At 33.3% G+C, this 16,658-nt stretch carries 16 protein-coding genes and 1 pseudogene; 9 read left to right on the top strand and 8 right to left on the bottom strand.

Going from position 1 to position 16,658, the window contains the following annotated elements; translation table 11 throughout:
• Positions 1-25: 25 nt before the first annotated feature.
• Positions 26-910 (bottom strand): RNA polymerase sigma factor RpoH, encoded by an 885-nt coding sequence (gene rpoH, locus ACFE3K_RS00265; RefSeq protein ID WP_375358893.1) that lies wholly within the window; start codon positions 908-910, stop codon positions 26-28.
• 137 nt (positions 911-1,047) lie between these two features.
• Here rpoH and ACFE3K_RS00270 point away from each other — a divergent pair, with 137 nt between their 5' ends.
• Both ACFE3K_RS00270 and map read left to right on the top strand, forming a co-directional pair.
• The gene (locus ACFE3K_RS00270) at positions 1,048-1,608 is read left to right on the top strand and encodes a cytochrome c oxidase assembly protein (protein ID WP_375358894.1); all 561 of its coding nucleotides are present in this window, start codon (positions 1,048-1,050) and stop codon (positions 1,606-1,608) included.
• A 228-nt stretch (positions 1,609-1,836) separates the two neighbouring features.
• Positions 1,837-2,631 (top strand): type I methionyl aminopeptidase, encoded by a 795-nt coding sequence (map, locus tag ACFE3K_RS00275; RefSeq protein ID WP_375358895.1) that lies wholly within the window; start codon positions 1,837-1,839, stop codon positions 2,629-2,631.
• A gap of 91 nt (positions 2,632-2,722) precedes the next feature.
• Here the strand turns inward: map and ACFE3K_RS00280 are convergent, their stop codons facing one another.
• Positions 2,723-3,088, bottom strand: coding sequence for a transposase (locus ACFE3K_RS00280; RefSeq protein WP_375359530.1), 366 nt, complete (start codon positions 3,086-3,088; stop codon positions 2,723-2,725).
• Between the two features lie 22 nt (positions 3,089-3,110).
• Complete coding sequence (locus tag ACFE3K_RS00285; RefSeq protein WP_375358394.1) at positions 3,111-3,251, bottom strand: hypothetical protein; 141 nt, start codon at positions 3,249-3,251, stop codon at positions 3,111-3,113.
• Positions 3,252-3,397: 146 nt separating this feature from the next.
• On the opposite strand from ACFE3K_RS00285, the gene ACFE3K_RS00290 reads away from it, so the two are divergent.
• Positions 3,398-3,847 (top strand): helix-turn-helix domain-containing protein, encoded by a 450-nt coding sequence (locus tag ACFE3K_RS00290; RefSeq protein WP_375358896.1) that lies wholly within the window; start codon positions 3,398-3,400, stop codon positions 3,845-3,847.
• A complete protein-coding gene (locus tag ACFE3K_RS00295; RefSeq protein WP_375358342.1) occupies positions 3,841-4,401 on the top strand; it encodes an IS630 family transposase in 561 nt (186 codons plus the stop codon). Before ACFE3K_RS00290 ends, ACFE3K_RS00295 begins: the two co-directional genes overlap by 7 nt.
• Positions 4,402-4,620: 219 nt before the next feature.
• On the opposite strand, the gene ACFE3K_RS00300 is transcribed toward ACFE3K_RS00295, so the two are convergent.
• Both ACFE3K_RS00300 and ACFE3K_RS00305 read right to left on the bottom strand, forming a co-directional pair.
• Positions 4,621-4,824 (bottom strand): phosphatase PAP2 family protein, encoded by a 204-nt coding sequence (locus ACFE3K_RS00300; protein WP_375358897.1) that lies wholly within the window; start codon positions 4,822-4,824, stop codon positions 4,621-4,623.
• Positions 4,825-5,613 carry a phosphatase PAP2 family protein gene (locus tag ACFE3K_RS00305; RefSeq protein WP_375358898.1) on the bottom strand — a complete coding sequence of 263 codons (789 nt, stop codon included), beginning with the start codon at positions 5,611-5,613 and terminating at the stop codon, positions 4,825-4,827.
• Between the two features lie 232 nt (positions 5,614-5,845).
• Here ACFE3K_RS00305 and ACFE3K_RS00310 point away from each other — a divergent pair, with 232 nt between their 5' ends.
• Positions 5,846-6,157 (top strand): hypothetical protein, encoded by a 312-nt coding sequence (locus ACFE3K_RS00310; RefSeq protein ID WP_375358899.1) that lies wholly within the window; start codon positions 5,846-5,848, stop codon positions 6,155-6,157.
• On the opposite strand, the gene ACFE3K_RS00315 is transcribed toward ACFE3K_RS00310, so the two are convergent.
• The 3 genes from ACFE3K_RS00315 to ACFE3K_RS00325 all read right to left on the bottom strand — a co-directional run bounded on the left by ACFE3K_RS00315 (position 6,111) and on the right by ACFE3K_RS00325 (position 10,741).
• Entirely contained in the window at positions 6,111-6,821 is a 711-nt protein-coding gene (locus ACFE3K_RS00315; protein ID WP_375358900.1) for an IS6 family transposase, read from the bottom strand. The genes ACFE3K_RS00310 and ACFE3K_RS00315 overlap by 47 nt on opposite strands.
• A 72-nt stretch (positions 6,822-6,893) precedes the next feature.
• Complete coding sequence (gene ileS / locus ACFE3K_RS00320; protein WP_375358901.1) at positions 6,894-10,094, bottom strand: isoleucine--tRNA ligase; 3,201 nt, start codon at positions 10,092-10,094, stop codon at positions 6,894-6,896.
• A 17-nt stretch (positions 10,095-10,111) separates the two neighbouring features.
• Entirely contained in the window at positions 10,112-10,741 is a 630-nt protein-coding gene (locus tag ACFE3K_RS00325; protein WP_375358902.1) for a COQ9 family protein, read from the bottom strand.
• A 128-nt stretch (positions 10,742-10,869) separates the two neighbouring features.
• On the opposite strand from ACFE3K_RS00325, the pseudogene ACFE3K_RS00330 reads away from it, so the two are divergent.
• The 4 genes and pseudogenes from ACFE3K_RS00330 to ACFE3K_RS00345 all read left to right on the top strand — a co-directional run.
• Positions 10,870-11,184: pseudogene (locus tag ACFE3K_RS00330) on the top strand (transposase); the annotation flags it as partial.
• A gap of 54 nt (positions 11,185-11,238) precedes the next feature.
• Positions 11,239-11,439 (top strand): 30S ribosomal protein S21, encoded by a 201-nt coding sequence (rpsU, locus tag ACFE3K_RS00335; RefSeq protein ID WP_341748434.1) that lies wholly within the window; start codon positions 11,239-11,241, stop codon positions 11,437-11,439.
• 274 nt (positions 11,440-11,713) lie between these two features.
• Complete coding sequence (locus ACFE3K_RS00340; RefSeq protein ID WP_375358903.1) at positions 11,714-12,808, top strand: hypothetical protein; 1,095 nt, start codon at positions 11,714-11,716, stop codon at positions 12,806-12,808.
• Positions 12,809-13,064: 256 nt separating this feature from the next.
• Positions 13,065-16,631 (top strand): Sca4 family protein, encoded by a 3,567-nt coding sequence (locus tag ACFE3K_RS00345; RefSeq protein WP_375358904.1) that lies wholly within the window; start codon positions 13,065-13,067, stop codon positions 16,629-16,631.
• Positions 16,632-16,658 lie beyond the last annotated feature (27 nt).

The raw sequence follows: 16,658 nt of genomic DNA on the forward strand, positions 1-16,658 counted from the left end.
TACTAGAAAAATTATAGTAATCCACTTAAACAACTTTTGGCATCTGTTGCAATATAAAGTTTTTCACTTTCTCAAATGCTGTGTTCTCAATCTGCCTAATTCTTTCCTTAGAGATTTTATATTCAATACTAAGAGTATCAAGAGTTTTCGGAGAATCTTTTAATTTACGCTCAGTGAGAATATGTAATTCACGATCATTTAATATCTTCATCGCTTGTGTTAGCAAATTATGTTTGTTAACAGAATCCTCTTGGCTAATTAATCTTAGCTCTTGATTTGGACGGGTTTCCGGTAAAAATTCAATTAGCTCGCTATCACTGTTATCATTTCCACTATTTACCAAATTATTCAATGATAAATCTGGACCAGATAACCTAGAATTCATTTCACTAACTTCATTCTTAGTCACTCCAAGTTCTTGAGCAATTTGAACAAAATCTTGATCTGTAACAGCTCTTGAATATAGGTTAGTGATTTTATGCTTAATTTTACCAAGGCTAAAAAATAACTTTTTTTGTGCTGCCGTAGTACCCATTTTAACCAAAGACCAAGATCTTAGGACATATTCATGGATTGAAGCTTTAATCCACCACAAAGCATAAGTAGACAAGCGAAAACCTAAATCAGGATTATATTTCTTTACTGCTTGCATAAGACCTAAATTCCCTTCTGACACAAGCTCATTTAGAGGTAGTCCATAATTTCTATATCTAACGGCAATTTTTGCTACCAATTTCAAGTGACTAGTTACTAGCTTATGAGCAGCTTCTAGATCATTCTGCTCAAGATAGGCTTTGGCAAGTAGAAACTCTTCTTCTTGTGAAAGTGATGGAACTTTATTGATCTTTTGCAAATATTGATAAAACCCTGATTCTGCAGAAATTACTGGCACACTGATTTTGTTAGTCATATAATACCTTTAAAATAGATTCCTTTACTTAGGGGATATACTAGAATGGGTACATAATATCATAAGTTTAAAATATTTTAAATAGACTTCTTGTAAAAAATTGAAATTTGACTTTTTTACAAAAGGAGAGTAACATTGTGTTACAAAAATCTAATAGAAATTTTGCCTTAGCCTTAGTTAGTTTAGTACTTAGCATGGTTTTTTTAAGCTTTGCATCAATACCAATTTACAATTTATTTTGTAAAGTCACTGGATATGGTGGTACTACCACAAGACAAGAACTCAATATATATTCTCCTAAAAAAGGAACTAGAGTGATAACTATAGAATTTGATTCTAATGTTGACAGTAAATTACCTTGGCGATTTATTCCTAAACAAAGAAGGGCTACAATTATCCCAGGACAAAATACACTAATTTTTTATGAGTCTGAAAATCTAAGTAACGATGATATAATAGGAACTTCCATTTATAATGTTACACCTAATAAAGCTGGTAAATACTTTGTTAAAATACATTGTTTTTGTTTTGAAGAACAGTTATTAAAAGCAGGAGAAAAAATGTTGATGCCAGTGACATTTTTTATAGCCTCTGATTTTGAGGAAGATAAAGAAATGAATGATGTGGATACAATAACCTTATCTTATAGTTTTTATAAGGTAAGAACCATTGAAAAAGATTCAATGAAATTCAAATAATAATTTAAGAAGTAGAAATTTAGTAGCTATTTATATAGCTAACCCGATTAGCATTACTTCGTCATTGCGAGGAGTAGCATTGCTACGACGAAGCAATCTAGATCCAATCGTCTTCTTGGATTGCTTCGTCGCCACCAAAGTGGCTTCTCGCAATGACAACAATTTACTATGGCTAAATACTAATCGGGTTAGCTATAGATGATTTTAATAAAAAAAGTTAATTATTTTATGACCATAACAATTCATTCCCAAGAAAACTTTAAGAAAATGCATATTGCAGGTAAACTTGCTGCAGAAACCTTAGATTTCATTACTAATTATGTAAAACCAGGAGTGAGTACGATCTATTTAAATGATCTTTGCCACGATTTTATTGTGTCCAATAATGCAATCCCTGCACCTTTGAACTATAACGGCTTCCCAAAGTCAATTTGTACTTCTGTTAATCATGTAGTATGCCATGGTATTCCAAATGATAAACTCCTTAAAAATGGCGATATAATAAATATTGACGTTACTGTAATTGTCGATGGATGGTATGGTGATACTAGTAGAATGTATTATGTTGGTGATGTAGGAATTAAAGCAAAACGCTTAGTACAGGTTACTTATGATGCTATGATGATAGGAATTGAACTAGTAAAACCAGGAGTACATTTAGGAGATATCGGAAATGCTATACAAACTTATGTTGAAAAACATAATTATTCAGTTGTTAGAAATTATACTGGTCACGGGATAGGGCGTATATTTCATACAGAACCAACTATTCTACATTATGGCAAAGCTGGCACTGGCTTGGTCTTGGAGGAAGGTATGTTTTTTACTATTGAACCAATGGTAAATGCTGGACATCACTCCACTCATCTAAGTAAATTAGACGGTTGGACAATTACAACAAGTGATAAATCATTATCAGCACAATTTGAACATAGTTTAGGCATAACCAAAGATGGTTTTGACATTTTTACTTTATCACCAAAACATTTGACATATCCACCTTATAAAACAGACTTATTGTAAAACTAAATATGAAATATGATATACCCCATTATATTGGGCATAGACAACGCTTAAGACAACGTATTATTGTTTCTGCAGAAAATCTTGCAGATTATGAATTACTTGAAATGATATTATTTTCTGTAATACCTAGGTTCTGTTGACAAAAATTATAACGTAACCATATTAAAGTTCCAACAAAATTTAGAAAAGCTAAGAAAGTGGCTGGAGCCTTATCAAATCTAGAAAATATACGCCTAAAATGTTTGATTTTACCAAATAAGCACTCAATTAAATATCGTTCCTTATAAGTATGTTTATCATATTCACGTTGTACTTTACGGTTAGATTTTGGTGGTATAACAATCTCACACCCCTTATTTTCTAAACTTTCTACAAATGCACTACTATCGTATCCTTTATCGGCTATCACAGTCGTATTCTGAACATCTTGAGTAAGATTTCCCGCTTGAGTTATAGCCGAGTAGAAATCATAGCTCTTACCATCCTTTAATTAATAAAGTTTCATTGCTATGATAGCCCTCACAGAACCGTGCTTGTGGTTTTCCCACACACGGCTCTTCAATATAGCTATTCTGCTTTGAAGTAGTACCATATAAAGAAAACTTTATTTTTGGCATTGGTAGCGGATTCCACTGCAAATAGTTTTTATACCAATTGCAATAATGAACACGGTGTTATAAAATGGGTTTTTAACTGATAAATAGGTACTCAAATACCTAGGTTAATATTACCGCAAGGTTTTGAAGGTCATGATTTTATAAAAATGATGAAACATGAGCCGCATGGTCGAAATCGTATACGTTTATTGGCGATGTATCACCTTCAATTAGGCAAATCTTTTAAAGCCATATCTGAAATAGTGAAGTCACACTGGAAAACTGTGCAATCATCGCTCAGAAGATTTAGGAATCATGGTTTTGAAGGATTATTTGAATCACAAAGAAGCGGTGCCCCTAGGAAGATTAACAGTATACAAGAGTCTGCTATTTTTGATAAAATCAATACGCTCAGTGAAAGTAAAACTGGTGGGTATATAACTGGAAAAGAGCTACATATCATGTTACTTGAGGAATATGGTGCTACATGTGCTTTAAAAACAGTCTACAATACTATGCACCGCCTTGGTTTTAGCTGGATTACTTCTCGTTCAATGCATCCAAAGTCACATCAAGAGACTCAAAATAGATATAAAAAAACTTTCCAGACATGTTAACAAAATTATTAGCAAAAAATATCGATAGATGTAAAGTTGATATATGGTCTCAGGATGAAACTAGAGTTGGGCAACAAGGTAGCTTAACTCGTATATGGGCTAAGCGTGGCACTAGACCCCGTAAAGTTCGGCAACAGCAATTTATTTCAACATATATTTACGGAGCTGCTTGCCATGAGACAGGAGAAGCTTGTGCATTAATTTTACCATATGCAAACACACAGGCAATGAATAAATTTTTAGAAGAGCTTTCTCGCAGTATTCAAGGCAACCGACATATAGCTTTACTAACGGATAATGCAGGTTGGCACACAGCCAAAAAACTAACTGTGCCAAGCAATATCACTTTGATACCGCTTCCGCCCTATGCACCGGAACTTAATGCAATGGAACAAGTTTGGGAATGGATTAAAAATCATTTCTTGTCTAACCAATGTTATGGTGTATATGAAGATATCGTTACTATGGCTTGTTACGCTTGGAATCAACTTGCTCATAATGTAGATTTAGTAAAATCAATTATGTATAGAGATTGGATAAATACACCGTGTTGATTATTACAATTGGTATTAGAGCAGTTGGAATACTAATTTTGTGCTGTAGACCAACTGCCTGATTTTCTATCCATCGTAAGGATAACCCAAAGCCAATGAGAGCTCCTATTGCCGTCGGTATCATAGGTGGCCATGGTAAAGATTAAGACACTATGATGTATAGTGAAATTATTATAGCAAGTAAAAACCAAAATTTTTTGCAACTATGTTGAAACACTTCTAAATTACATCATATATACTATGAACACCAAGATATACTCTTGAAAGACCAATACCAATTATTGGCAGTAAGCATAAATACTTGAAAGGACTATTTTTAAGACTTAAAAAGATTGCTAGCCAAAAAGTGGTTGCCACTTGAATATCACCACTAGGAAAGCCAATATGGTTGTTAGAAAATCTGTTCTTATTTCTACAATCCAACTAGAATCTATCATGGAAAGAACGCTTATAATGATTAATATAGTTTGCAATAAAAACTGATGCTGGGATACAAAATCCGATTATAGCCCATTGTATTTGCCTGATAGCTAATGGTAAAGAGGAGATATAACCAATTGTAAAAAGCATTTTGACTATAAAGAGCATGAAAAAACACAGTATTGTTGCTGATATTTTGCTTCGTAGATTTATAATTGTTATTTTTTTTGTAAAAATGTTTTCAGAAAATATTACTCCAATAAGAGCGTAATATGCCATATATAGATGTTCTTCTACCTTATGTATAGATGCAATGTACAACATCAAAAATGTAGTAAAAGTCAATAAAATTGCTGGCAATATTTGCTTTTTTGTGCTTGCAAGAAATGTATAAAAGGCTATTAATAAAGAACCAAAAAATATGGCTCCTAGAATATCAAAATAATTATGATAGCCAAAATAGACTAAACTCACTCCTATTCCAAATAGCAAACCAGTTATCAGAATTTTACATATACGGCTTTGTGTTTTTGTCATCAGCCAACCATACAAAACAACTGAAGACTGCATATGACCACTTGGAAAAGCAAAACCTTGTTTACCAATATGAGCGGATAGTGGTACTTGAAATGTAATTTTTAGAGCAAAATTAAATAACATACTTACTAATATTAAACATATTGCATTAAAAAACACTTTTTGCTCTAACCAAATATAGCCTAGTATCAGTAATGGGATAATGACTATATCATGACTAAAACTTAAAAAAATCTTAGCAATATTGTCTAACATAAAAAATTGTAGAAGATTTGAACTTATAGACACTATTATTTACTTGGTGGTCAATTAATCTTTACCCATTGTACAGATACTATGTATACAAGATTTTATCATTTTATCAATAGCTAATACCAATTGCAATAATTAACACGGTGTTATACAATGGGTTTTTAACTGATAAATAGGTACTCAAATAGCTAGGTTAATATTACCGCAAGGTTTTGAAGGTCATGATTTTATAAAAATGATGAAACATGAGACGCATGGTCGAAATCGTATATGTTTATTGGCGATGTATCACCTTCAATTAGGCAAATCTTTTAAAGCCATATCTGAAATAGTGAAGTCACACTGGAAAACTGTGCAATCATCGCTCAGAAGATTTAGGAATCATGGTTTTGAAGGATTATTTGAATCACAAAGAAGCGGTGCCCCTAGGAAGATTAACACTATACAAGGCACCGTCAAGTTAAGTAAAATAGTATCAAAAAGAGCTATATTTTTAGATTTCAGGCAGCAAGAAGTCTTTGAGTGCCTTCGTCCCAAATGGATTTAGCTGATGCAAATGCAATTCTTTGCTCAATTGCTGTTTTACTATATCTTCCAACATTTACGGCAAATATATTTCTGACTTTTCCCATCAGTGATAATTTACAGTGGGCTGAATTAGGATGCTTAAATTTAATTAATATCTTCTCGTTGCGTCTAGTTGGTTGATGAGCATTCTCAACACGATTATTTAGTCTTTTATGAGTGCGATGCTCAGTTTTAGGGCACATAAGCTTAATCGGCTTAATGTAACTTCTGAGCTTATCAGTAACAATTACTCTTGGAGCTGGATAATGACCCAATAATTTTGATAAAAAACGAATAGCTGATTTTTTGTTACGACGCTTCTGCAGTAATACTTCTAATTCATGCCCCTCAGAGTCAACAGCTCTCCATAATATAAATACCTCGCCTTTAATCTTAATATTCATCTCATCTAAATGCCATTTATCCGTTGGTTTCCTCTCTCGCTTTCTGATAACATCTTGAAAATAAACCGCAAATTTATTGCACCAAAATCTTACTGTCTCATGACTTAAAATAATACCTCGATAGGCCATCTGTTCTTGTACATCTCTGTAACTATTATTGAATCGATGATATAACCATACTGCATGGCTAATAATGATTACTGGAAAACGATGTCTCTTTGGGGATTGAATAATACACATAGCACTGAAATTTAGGTAACAATTGTCACTGATAATCCATAAATTATTCCCTACATTTGCTCAATACTTAATTTACATTTCTCTTAACTTGACGGTGCCCTTAGAAACTCTTGCTAGCCTGATAGTTATTATGTCTGAATTTAATTCAATATTAGTCATATATTCTGGCGTGAAATCGCTAGCAAATTCACTTAAGGTTTGCTCAAGAATGAATGTACTATGTTGCTCAACTATTTGCATAAAATCCGGTTTGCCTATGATTTCCAGGAAGATTCTATCATTCATGGCAAAATTGGCATCTTTTCTCGCTTGTTGAATAAAGCGTACTAAATCTCTTGCAATACCTTCTTCGTATAGTTCTTTTGTTATTTCTAAATCCAGTAATATTAGTCCATGATTATTGGCTAAAGATTTTGTACCTTTAACATTTTTAGGTTGTAAGACTAGAGAGAACTCGTCTTTATTCAGCTTCTCTCCTGCTATTATTAGATGCTCAGAGGTAAGCTGCCATTGATGACTTTTAGAAGCTATTATGATATCTTTGACTTTATGAGGTAGACGCTTGCCTAAATTAGGGAAGTTAATCGATAATTTGTAATCAGCATGATTTTCTACATCATCTTTATAAATTACCTTTTTAACATTAATCTCATCTTTAACTAATTCTTCAAATTTTACTAGTAATTCATTATTTTTACTAATGATCGTTAAACTGCTCAGTGGTTGCCGAACCCGTATATTTTTGTTACTTCTAATGAATAAAGCATTACTACAAATATCTAATACTTGATCCATGATGCTGACTAAATCATAATCGACTTCTATCGTATCAAGTTTAGGAAAATCTGCTAAATGAACACTGCCTCCTTGCTTTTCTAGCCTTGTAAGTCCTAAATAAATTTCCTCAGACATTAATGGCAATAAACTGGATTGAGCAATAGACATTATTTCAAGACAAGTATACAAGGTATTATAAGCGTTTTTCTTATCTTGATCTTTTTCACTTTTCCAGAAACGATTCCTACTTCTTCTAATATACCAATTATTTAATACTTCAAAAAAATCGGCAATGCTACTATAAGCTATTTGACTGTCAAAATTATCTAACCCATGCTGAATTTTTTGTACTGATATTTTTAGTTTTGATAAAATATAACGATCTAGCATATTTTGAGAATTAAAGTCTAGCTCAGCTTTGATCTGATCACTATTAGCATACAAAGTAAAGAAGTGGTAGGCATTCCAAATGGGCTTGATAAATAAACGTAAGCTCTCATAAACCATTTTACCGCCTTTGTCAATTAGCAGTTCCTGACCTTTGACTACATTGGAAGAGAGCATGGTAACTCTTAGAGCATCAGAACCATATTTATCAAATAATTCTAGCGGATCAGCATAATTATTAAGACGCTTTGATAATTTTTGCCCGGTGTTGTCTAATATAACCCCATGGCAAATACAATTTAAAAAAGGTGGTTGGTCAAAAAGGGCTTTTGACAGTACCATTAAAGTATAGAACCAACCGCGTGTTTGTGCTGAATATTCCACTATAAAATCGGCAGGAAAATGTTTTTCAAACCAATCTTTATTTTCAAATGGATAATGTACTTGTCCATAAGGCATAGAGCCGCTTTCAAACCAACAATCAAAAACATCTTCTACTCTAACCATCATTGATTTGCTGGTTGGATCGTCTGGATTTTTTCTAGTTAGCTGATCAATAAAAGGTCTATGTAAATCAACGATTGTCATCCCAAAATCTTTCTCTAGCTCCTCTATTGACCCATATACATCAATTCTTGGATAAGCTGGATCATCCGACTTCCACACTGGTAGAGGCGTCCCCCAAAATCTATTGCGACTAATTGACCAATCTCTAGCATTTTCTAACCATTTGCCAAATAGATTATCCCTGATATGCAAGGGTATCCAGTTAATTTGTTGGTTTAATTCAACCATCCTGTCTTTAAATTCGGTAACTTTTACATACCAAGAAGGAACGGCTTTGTATATAAGAGGGGTATCAGTACGCCAACAATGCGGATAATTATGAATATATTGCTCGGTTTTAAGCCAATTACTCTGATTTTTTAGCTTAATAATAATGTGATCATTAGCATCAAATACTTGTAAACCAACAAAATCATAAATTTCTTTGGTAAATTTTCCAGCATTATCTACAGGACAAACGAGTTCTATTCCTTGAGATTGACAAAGAATCTGATCGTCTTCACCAAAGCCGGGAGCCATATGGACGATACCGGTGCCGTCTCCTTCGACTACAAAATCTCCAGAAAGAACTTTGAAACTACCAGGATGGTTGGAAAAATAATCGAATAATGGTCGGTAAGTAATATTCAGGTTTAATAGGCACTTACCTTCAATTATATCATAATTTGTGTCAGCACTAAGCCCTAATTCTTTGGAATATTTTTCCAAAGCAAATTTAGCCAAAATATAACAAACCTGACCATTTGGCACTAAAGCATATTCAATATTTTCTCCAATGGCTAATGCTAAATTAGCCGGCAAAGTCCATGGAGTCGTAGTCCATGCCAGCATTCTATACTCATTATAGGGTACAGAACTTGGCAATTTCTCATTAAGTACAAAACTTACCGTAACCGCCTTATCAGTTCTTTCTCTATATGAATTATCTAGCTTAGTCTCAAAATTAGATAAAGGTGTCTCACATGCCCAAGAATAAGGCATTACCCTCATCGATTCATAGAGAAGCCCTTTTTTGTATAACTCTTTAAAAGCCCACAAAACAGATTCCATAAAGGCTTTATCCATGGTTTTATAGGAATTATTGAAATCTACCCATCTTGCTTGCCTATTGACATATTCCTGCCACTGATCAGCATATTTCATGACCGATGATCTACAATGCTCGTTAAATTTATCAATACCAAAATTGATGATGGCAGTTCTACCAGAAATACCCAACTCCTTTTCTGCTTGCATCTCGGCAGGTAGTCCATGACAATCCCAACCAAAGCGTCGCTCAACTCTTTTGCCTTTACTGGTTTGATAACGTGCATACACATCTTTGATAAAACCAGTTAGCAAATGTCCATAATGTGGTAATCCGTTAGCAAAGGGTGGCCCATCATAAAAGATGAATTCATTATTTTGTCCATTATTTATTGATGGTCTAGCATCTATCGTTTTTTGGAAAATATTGTGCTTCTGCCAATAAGCTAGAATCTTTTTTTCAATTGCTGGAAAATCAACATTAGATTGAATATCTGGATAGTATTTTTTAGTCATGTTTGTAATATTGATTATTATGAAAATAGTCGAATAATTGGTATATCGACAGGATTTGGTAACTTTAACATATTCTTACATTTAGAGGTCATAGTTATAATATTGGATAAGGATTTAGTAATATATTGATCAGTCTCTACATTATTTTCCGACCCATCTTGAATATAATAAAGTATTGAAGTTATATAAACACTGAGTAACAGACCTCTTTTAGTATAATAATTATAATCTATAGACTTATCACCTGCATAACGCCAAATTAAGTCACATGTACGAAAAGCTATTTTTGTTGCGAATATGCTGTTTGATGGTGTGGTAAAATAACTGCGATTCTTCAAATGTATAAGTTTAGGTGTACAATCTTTTATTCTAATTCTTAAAGCTAAATCAATTTTATCCCTTATTTTAATCGGAGTTTCTTGTTGAGATAACAAATCAAGCATGTTCTGGTCTTGCCAATTTTCAAAGAAATCAACTATTTCCCTTATGCCACCTGAAAAAATTATATGACAATATCCTTTAACAAACCCACATTCTTCTTCGGTATCTGCCAATAATTTATTATTCCACTGATTAAAAGCTAGTAGCTTTGGTAAAGTTTGTACAAATTGTACTTTCAAACTATAATATTTTTCGTAAGTAGTCATTAAATGCATCTTTTAATCTTGACATATAAGCTTAGTATATAGATAATGTTACTATAATTCAATAGTCTAATACCAATTGCAATAATTAACACGGTGTTAATTATTGCAATTAGTATAAATTCTTAGAAGAGCTTTCTCGCAGTATTCAAGGCAACCGACATATAGCTTTACTAACGGATAATTCAGGTTGGCACACAGGCAAAAAACTAACTGTGCCAAGCAATATCACTTTGATACTGCTTCTGCCCTATGCACCGGAACTTAATGCAATGGAACAAGTTTGGGAATGGATTAAAAATCATTTCTTGTCTAACCAATGTTATGGTGTATATGAAGATATCGTTACTATGGCTTGTTACGCTTGGAATCAACTTGCTCATAATGTAGATTTAGTAAAATCAATTATGTATAGAGATTATCTATGGATAAATACACCGTGTTAATTATTGCAATTGGTATAATATGCTAAAATTCATGCTAAAAAGGGGGAATTAAAAGTGATACTAGTAAATGTTCATGCTGGAAATGGTGAGCAAGCAATTAAAAATTTGAAAAGAAAAATGCAGAGAGAGCTTGTGTTTCGTTCAATGAAAATGTCGCGTTTCTATGAACCCCCTTCAGTAAAACGTGTTCGTAAAGATCAAGAAACAGAAAGAAGAAAAAGAAAAGTTGCTCGTAAACAACTAATGGAAGGCTGATGGTTCTTATTTTTTAGCCCCCTGCCTACGCAGGGGCTGTACTAGTAATTTACGTGGGAATGACATCGTGTTGCCGTGGTGACATCGTTTCTTTCCTGCAAGCAAGTCCAATGTTAATATTTGAGATATTATGATTATGAGAACATATTTTTGCTATATTTTTTTTATAGTTTTAATAATATCATCTTTTATGATGCATACTCACGCAGCTGAAACAAAGAGTGCTAATTTGTATATTATAAGCGATAAAGCTTTTGTTGGAGATCGTAGTTAATTGCTAGGAGTAGCAAGAGAAAGCGAGAAATACTTTAAAAGTAAGTCTGTTAAGCTGAATGTTGAGGAATACGATAAATCTCAATTAGAAACCGTTAAGGATCAAATTAGCAGTAACAAAAATCTTGCCATTATAGTTTCAGTTGGTTATTACGGCATAGAATCAATAACTAAATTAAAATCAGATCCTGAACTGGCAAAAAAGATTATCGCAGTACATCTTTCTCACCAATTATTAGATAATGGCACTTTATCACACAAGCAACTTGTCCAAGAAAAACGTGATAATTTTTTTGGTGCAGACATAATAGCATTGCCTAACCATGCATTAGATAAGCATAATGTTAAGCTTACTGGCGTGAATACTATACTTCTTACTACTAATGGGGTAGCCCATAATATGCAACTATCTGATATTGAATCAGAATACGCTGCATTTAAATCAATGTTCTCTTCCTTTGATAAATATTTAGCGGTGATTTTAGCAGGGGATGTACCGGAAAATGGTACATATTATTGCTACACAAATAAAGAAGCCGAGAAGTTAGCCGAATATGTTAGTAATCTTGCATTAAAAAATAATAATTTCGTATTAGTATCCAATGGACCGCGTACAGGAAAATATGATTGCCAAAACAATAAAGAGCTTAGTGTACATGAAAAAGATAGTATAATGGACACGGTGACATCAAGTTTCCAAAGGGTTTTACAAGAAAATCGAGTACCCTTTAAATTATTTGACTTTAAGAAAGGACAACCAAGTATGTATAAGGCTATTCTTGGAGCCGTTTTATATAACAAGCATAGTTTGATTATAGTACCAGGTGAGTCTACTTCTATGGTCTCGGAAACCATAGATATGTTACCTGCTAAAACTGTTACGGTGTATTATAACTCCACAATGAACGAAACCCATAAAAGACATATAAAAAATGAGTTTAATGAAGGAAGAGTGTCAATTATTGATGAGAATATGCATCTTCATTTACCTAATAATATGCGAGCTAAGTATTATTCTGCTAGTGAGAATATAGCTAAGGGGATATATACTTTGTGGCATACTCGTACAGTTACTATCCCAAAGGTTATTAAATAGACCTGTCTGTCCCATTTACAACCCCTGCGAAAGTAGGGGGTCTAAAAAACTATTAAACATTTTTAGATTCTACTACCTACGCAGGAATGACATCAAAGCTGTTTCAGAACCTAGGTTCATTATATAAAGTGCGAAACTCCTGATAGAGAATTTTCAATAATCTAAATATTTTACTTCTAAAAGTTGTTTTTAACAACTTTTGAAGTTTGAGTTATACTCAAATAATTTTATAATATTAATTTAGATAATTAAAACTATGGGTAAAAAAATGTCATTACCAGAATCAGAAGAAATTTTATCCGCAATAAAACAACTTAAAGAAAAGGTGAAAACTGAACAGGGTATGTTTGAAGAAGCTGATAAAGACCTTAAAGGTTTACAAAAAGATATTCAAGACAAGCAAAAAGCATTAGATATTCTAAGAGAGAATTTGCAGCAAGAAGATAATGATGCATCAGAATTGTTGGGAAAACTTTGGAAACAGCAGGAAAAAATAAAAGGACACCTAGCTGCTCAATCAGCAGACGCAATAATACAAGCAGTTCAAGAACAAAATGAATTTATAGACTCAGAGTTAGAACTGATCAAGCAGCAATATGAAAACATTGTATCAAATCTTGAGCTATGCCGAGAGTTTGAGCAGTTTTTACATGAAGATAGACAAGATACTTCTCATAGGAGCATTGAAAATAAAAAGGCATTTGCTAAATTCCTTGAAGGAAGTGAATTACTTAAAGAAGATGACAAAAAAGAGTTACTTGAGAAAAATTTGCAGCTTATGACCGAGCTTAATGCCAGTATGCAGAATTTAGAAAAAAGAGATAAAAATTTAATCGAGCAAAAAAAGGAGTTACAAAAGAAAGGTTTAGCTGATAATTTGACAGTTGATGCTCAGCCAATACTACAAGAATTGTTTAAGGAACGGCAAGTAGAGATAGAAAAAGATATAAAAGCTATTTCAGAACAAGAGCCTATACTAGCAGAACAATATGAAAATATAATACTCCAGGAAAAAGAAATAAAGACAATCCAAGACGAAATAGATGCAAAGACTAAAATCATTGAACAAAGCAAGCAAAAAGAAGAGCAGTTGTTTGAAGAATTAAAGCAATTGGAACAAAAATCTTACCCCCCTCTATCCAGTGCAAAACAACAAGAAGCTTCAGTTAGCCAGTATTCTATATTACAAGAAAGAGCTAATGATGCTGAGGCGTCAGTGAAACGTCAAATTGAGATTAATGAACTGATAAAACAGCAAAAAGAACTGACTAGTGTTGAAAAAGCAAGAGCAGATAATTTAGACCAGCAATTAACACAGCTACAATTGTCTACAAAGCAAGAAATACAAGCACATCAAAAATTAATAGATGACCTCCAAAACGAGATTATAGGTCTGAAAGAAGAAAAAGAGCAGAAACAATTTAGTATGCCTACTAATGAGAAAAATTGGGCAGATGAACTACAGGAGCTAAGTGAATCAGATGGATCTTTGTCAGATCAGATAGATAAGTTAACCAGTGCAAATGATAATTTAAGAGCTAAGTTAGAAGAGACAGAGAAAAATGAAAAAGAACAGCTATTAGAACTTAGTGGAGCAAAAGATTTAGAGTATAGTAAAGCAAAAGAAGATTATGCAGCAGAATTGCAAGAGATAAATAAGGAATTATTAAAACTAAAATTAGAGCGGCAAGAAAGACAGGCAGAGCTACAAAAGACGAAAGAAGAATTAACCAGTACTAGTGAGAAATTGCTTGAAGCTGAAAGATTGCATGGAAAAGAAAGTGAGCAGGCTAAAGAATTACAAGAACAGGTAGAGGAATTAACCGAGGCTCAGCATCAATTAACGACTGAGTTTAAAAAAACAAGAGAGGAGAAGGAAAGTCAGATAAAGGCTCTTACTGAAGCAAAAGAAGCCGCCAACTCGGAATTACAGGTAGCAAAAGAAAATTATGCAGCAATGCTTAAAGAACAATCAGAGGCAGCTGCAGCAGAATTGCAAACAATAAACGAGGAATTATCACAACTAAAATCAGAGCAGCAAGAAAGTCGGAGTGAGCTAGAAAAGAAGCAACAAGAATTAATAACCGTTCAAGAAAGCCTAAAGGCAGTTGAGCAAGAATATGGTGTAGAAAGTGAGCAGGCTAAAGAATTACAAGATCAGCTAGGTGGGTTAACCAATGAGAATAATAGTTTAAAATCTCAGTTAGAAAAAATAGGAAATGAAAGAAAACAGTTAGAAACACTTAGTGGAACAAAAGATTTAGAGGCAGAATACAAAAAACAACAGGCAGAGCTAAAGAAAATTCAAGAAGACCTAACGTTGGAGAAACTTATTTCTGCTGAACAATATGACCAGAATAAAAACTTTAAAACTCAGCTAAATAAAGTAAATGACGAGAATGAGGGGTTAAAATCTCAGTTAGAAAAAATAAAAAAAGATACAAAAAATCAGCTAGAAACACTTAGTGCAGCAGAAGAATTAAAGTATAATGCTTTAGTAACAAAACAAAAAGGGGATATAGATGAATTTTGGGGGAGGTTGGAGGTCGCTCAGGAACATGCCCAAAGAATCCAAAAAGATGAACAGGCTAGGGTAACAGAGCTTAGAGATAAGGATGTTAGGATAGCTGCTCTTGAAAGCCAAAATGCCGTACTTCTAAGTCAATTGGAAAAGTTACAAATTAAGCCAGAAGCATACGAAGTTGGGATTCAAACGGATAAGATAGCTGGTAAGTCAATAGGTACGGAAACAGAGACTATTACTAAAGAGTTTAGAGCAGTTGATAGCCAAACAGATAATAGGCAAAAGTTGTATCAATCAGTAGGTACAGAGTATAGGCCAGTGATGGATAGTGGCGTGTCTGTAGATAAAGTATTAGTTCAGGATAAGACTAAGGGTAATGTTTATGACGATGATAAAATATTGCAAGCTTTTAAGGAATTGTCAAGAGAGCAAGTTCAGCCAATTGTTAATAAATTTTCTTTGCAATCTACAAGCAGTTTTGCTCAATTTGCCCAAGAAAATGTTGGTAAATTATCCGAAGCATTTCGGGACTCAAATGTACTACGAGAGATAGAAAATATTGAACAAAGAGGCTATACAGATATTCATAAAAAATTTGCAGCTGAGTATAAAGATATTGCATGGCAAGAAAATATTATATCCCCAGAATCAGGTAAAAGCTTTAACTTGAAGCAAAACGGTAAGGATGTTGTGACAATAAATGAAACAACATTGAGTTATGATGTAAGTCATGATGACAAAAATGCTAAATATAAAACTAGAGAGGGAGAAGAAATTAAAAATACTCGTATGGTAAATATACCGTTATCTATAGATATGCAGGGGGCATGCCATATGTCTTTTGCAGTACAAGATACAAATGGACGTAATATTAGTAAAGAAGATGCTGTATATTTGACTGCTCACTATAAGAATGGCAAGTTGGTGCATCTGACCAAACCTACAGAAATATTTTCTTGTTCTGATGACAATAAGTCACCTTTATATTTGAAACGTAAGGGTAAAACTTATACTTTACCAGTAGATCAAAGCACTCTTGAGCAACTTGAGCAAGAAGTCCTTAAAAACAAAGGAGAATATGTAGGAATCGTTAAAAATGTCCAGGGTAATATTAAGGTAAATTCAGCTGCTGTTCACGGGTTGCAACCTGATCGTGTAACAGCTGACCCTCTTTTTAAGGAGGCGTCTCAGCTATTACATGATGCTAATGCCACCCCTGCTCTAGATGGTTCTCTAGATATGAAAGGACTTGCTCATAAAAAACCTAACCGAAATGTAGGTGGTAGTAGAAATCCTTAACGAAAGTTGCTAATTATGTAATAATTA

The organism is Candidatus Tisiphia endosymbiont of Neophilaenus lineatus, from assembly GCF_964264975.1.
GTDB lineage: Bacteria > Pseudomonadota > Alphaproteobacteria > Rickettsiales > Rickettsiaceae > Tisiphia.

Excerpts from the sequence above, each read along its gene's own strand:
- ileS (WP_375358901.1), bottom strand. The coding sequence starts at position 10,094 with ATGACTAAAAAATACTATCCAGATATTCAATCTAATGTTGATTTTCCA.
- map (WP_375358895.1), top strand. The coding sequence starts at position 1,837 with ATGACCATAACAATTCATTCCCAAGAAAACTTTAAGAAAATGCATATT.
- ACFE3K_RS00295 (WP_375358342.1), top strand. The coding sequence starts at position 3,841 with ATGTTAACAAAATTATTAGCAAAAAATATCGATAGATGTAAAGTTGAT.
- ACFE3K_RS00290 (WP_375358896.1), top strand. The coding sequence starts at position 3,398 with ATGATGAAACATGAGCCGCATGGTCGAAATCGTATACGTTTATTGGCG.
- ACFE3K_RS00325 (WP_375358902.1), bottom strand. The coding sequence starts at position 10,741 with ATGACTACTTACGAAAAATATTATAGTTTGAAAGTACAATTTGTACAA.
- ACFE3K_RS00345 (WP_375358904.1), top strand. The coding sequence starts at position 13,065 with ATGGGTAAAAAAATGTCATTACCAGAATCAGAAGAAATTTTATCCGCA.
- ACFE3K_RS00310 (WP_375358899.1), top strand. The coding sequence starts at position 5,846 with ATGATGAAACATGAGACGCATGGTCGAAATCGTATATGTTTATTGGCG.
- rpoH (WP_375358893.1), bottom strand. The coding sequence starts at position 910 with ATGACTAACAAAATCAGTGTGCCAGTAATTTCTGCAGAATCAGGGTTT.
- ACFE3K_RS00285 (WP_375358394.1), bottom strand. The coding sequence starts at position 3,251 with ATGCCAAAAATAAAGTTTTCTTTATATGGTACTACTTCAAAGCAGAAT.
- ACFE3K_RS00315 (WP_375358900.1), bottom strand. The coding sequence starts at position 6,821 with ATGTGTATTATTCAATCCCCAAAGAGACATCGTTTTCCAGTAATCATT.
- ACFE3K_RS00305 (WP_375358898.1), bottom strand. The coding sequence starts at position 5,613 with ATGTTAGACAATATTGCTAAGATTTTTTTAAGTTTTAGTCATGATATA.